Origin of the sequence: Paracoccus sp. S4493, from assembly GCF_000967735.1 — a bacterium.
Lineage (GTDB): Bacteria > Pseudomonadota > Alphaproteobacteria > Rhodobacterales > Rhodobacteraceae > Paracoccus > Paracoccus marcusii.
Map to the genome: position 1 here is coordinate 1 of NZ_JXYF01000415.1, position 2,267 is coordinate 2,267.

A 2,267-nucleotide genomic window follows, 5' to 3' on the forward strand; every position below is an offset into this window, starting at 1 on the left:
CTCATCGATCAGGTCTCCTGGCGGAGCCTGAATCATGCCAAACGCCTGAAATCAATGGGTCTGGAGCCTAAGCAATAAGGGCAATAACCGTCCATAATATTATCCGTTCATTTTGCATTGTTCTAACGATACAGAAAAAAACTTTTAGTAACGACTATTCTGCTTACTTAATTTGACGCCTTTGCCAGCTCCGGTTGGGGCGATCTTCAACCGCAACCCTGCGCCGATGATGTAGCTCCTGAGAATATCCGGTTGTATCTGCGCGGCTTCATTCAGCATATCCGCCAAGATACCTGTATTTTTCTCGGCTTCACGTTGGAAGATCCGCCGGTAATCCCTGCTATCGAGATAGAGGTTGAAGATTTCATAGTCGATGTTCTTGGCGCTTGCGCCATTTCGCAACCGTCTTTGGGTTGATCCCCAGATCCCGGCTCAACGTCGCGAGCGAAGCTTGCGATCGTTGTATTGCAGCTCTGACGGCGTACGTGGTCGTGGCGCTTCCGTGACGAACCTGGCCCATAATGCTTCCTTCCATTCCTGGGAAAGGATCGCACCATCAAACTGTGGGATCAAACACCTAACCTGGCTCTGATGATGTGACCGCCCCCCGACGGCATCTGATGTGCCAGGGTGGGTCTGCAACGATCCACAAAGGGGAGCGGTCACATCATCAGAGCCCAAGCTAACTCATCCCCAAGTTTGTGACCGAATGATGGTCCTAGCAGCTCGGGCTCGGTTTTGAGAGTCGGGGTGGGCCGCGAAACGGCCGTTTTACGAACAGTTTGAGCCTGATGTCGCGGGTGAGCTCGCCGATCGCTGCCCGAAAATGGCTGCTCGTTCACGGATCCGACAGACGGGAACCATGCCGCAGCCCAAGGCGTTGAGCGCTTTAGACGAGGTCCTTACGACGGGGACGTCCGATTAGATGGGGAAACGACTAGATGGGGAAACGACATGCGCGCACTATGCTGGCACGGTAAGGGCGATGTCCGAGTCGACACCGTCGCGGATCCCGAGATCAAGCACCCGCGCGATGCGATCATCAAAGTAACCGCCTGCGCGATCTGCGGGTCGGACCTTCACCTGCTGGATGGATATCAGCCTACCATGGAGGCCGGCGACATCCTCGGCCACGAGAACATGGGCGAGGTCGTGGCGCTCGGGTCCGAGGTCACCAACCTCAAGATCGGGGACCGGGTGGTGGTGCCGTTCACCATCAGCTGCGGCGATTGCTGGTTCTGCAAAAAGGGTCTGTTTGCGGCCTGCGATCGGACCAATCCGAACGCCGAGATGGCCGCCAAGGCGATGGGCCATTCGCCCGCCGGGCTGTTCGGCTTCAGCCACATGCTGGGCGGCTACTGCGGCGGCCAGGCGGAGTATCTCCGCGTGCCGATGGCGGATGTCGGTCCGATCAAGATTCCCGACAACGTTACCGATGAGCAGGCCCTCTTCCTATCGGATATCTTCCCGACCGGCTACATGGCCGCCGAGAATGCGCAGATCGAGCATGGCGACACCGTCGCGATCTGGGGCTGCGGTCCGGTCGGCCAGTTCGCCATCCGCTCCGCGCTGATGATGGGCGCCGGCCGCGTGATCGCGATCGACGAGGTGCCCGAACGACTCGCCATGGCGGAGGCCGGTGGCGCTGAGACGATTAACTTCGCCGAAACCGATGTCTATGACGAGCTGCAGGCGCGAACCAAGGGCCGGGGCCCCGACAGCTGCATCGATGCTGTCGGCTGCGAGGCGGCCGCGCACGGGGCGGCGGACGCGGTCATGGACAAGGTGAAGGCAAGCATGATGCTCGCCACTGATCGCGTCCACGTCCTGCGGCAGGCGATCATGAGCTGCCGCAAGGGCGGCACGGTCTCCGTGCCCGGCGTCTACGTCGGGATGGGTGACAAGCTTCCGATCGGTGCAGCGATGAACAAAGGACTAACGATCAAGCTCGGCCAAACCCACGTGCAGCGCTATACTAGACCGTTGTTGGAAAAAATCGTCGCGGGCGCGATCGACCCCAGCTTCGTGATCACCCACCCGGCCAGTCTTGAAGACGCGCCAGAAATGTACGCTAAATTCCGCGACAAGGAAGAAGGTGTGATCAAGGTTGTTATGCGCCCGCACGGCTGATTGGCGGAATAACCGGGAACAGGACGCTTATCGATGCCGTCATCGGAAATCGACCACTTAGAAATCTAGGGTCAGGACTTCGGTAACGGGGTCGTCTCAGTCAAGCGGTTTCACGCGTGCGCCGTTGTCCGCAGAGC

At 58.9% G+C, this 2,267-nt stretch carries 2 protein-coding genes and 1 pseudogene; 1 reads left to right on the forward strand and 2 read right to left on the reverse strand.

The genetic code is table 11. From position 1 onward, the window contains the following. Positions 1–144: 144 nt before the first annotated feature. Both TW83_RS21495 and TW83_RS20950 read right to left on the reverse strand, forming a co-directional pair. Positions 145–402 carry a hypothetical protein gene (locus TW83_RS21495; RefSeq protein WP_045984187.1) on the reverse strand — a complete coding sequence of 86 codons (258 nt, stop codon included), beginning with the start codon at positions 400–402 and terminating at the stop codon, positions 145–147. Continuing rightward, positions 383–520, reverse strand: a pseudogene (locus TW83_RS20950) (IS481 family transposase); the annotation flags it as partial. The gene TW83_RS21495 and the pseudogene TW83_RS20950, both read right to left, overlap by 20 nt. Positions 521–954: 434 nt before the next feature. Between TW83_RS20950 and TW83_RS18150 the strand changes: the two are divergent. Beyond that, positions 955–2,130, forward strand: a complete 1,176-nt coding sequence (locus tag TW83_RS18150) for a zinc-dependent alcohol dehydrogenase (protein WP_035366856.1) — start codon at positions 955–957, stop codon at positions 2,128–2,130. The last annotated feature ends 137 nt before the right edge of the window (positions 2,131–2,267 follow it).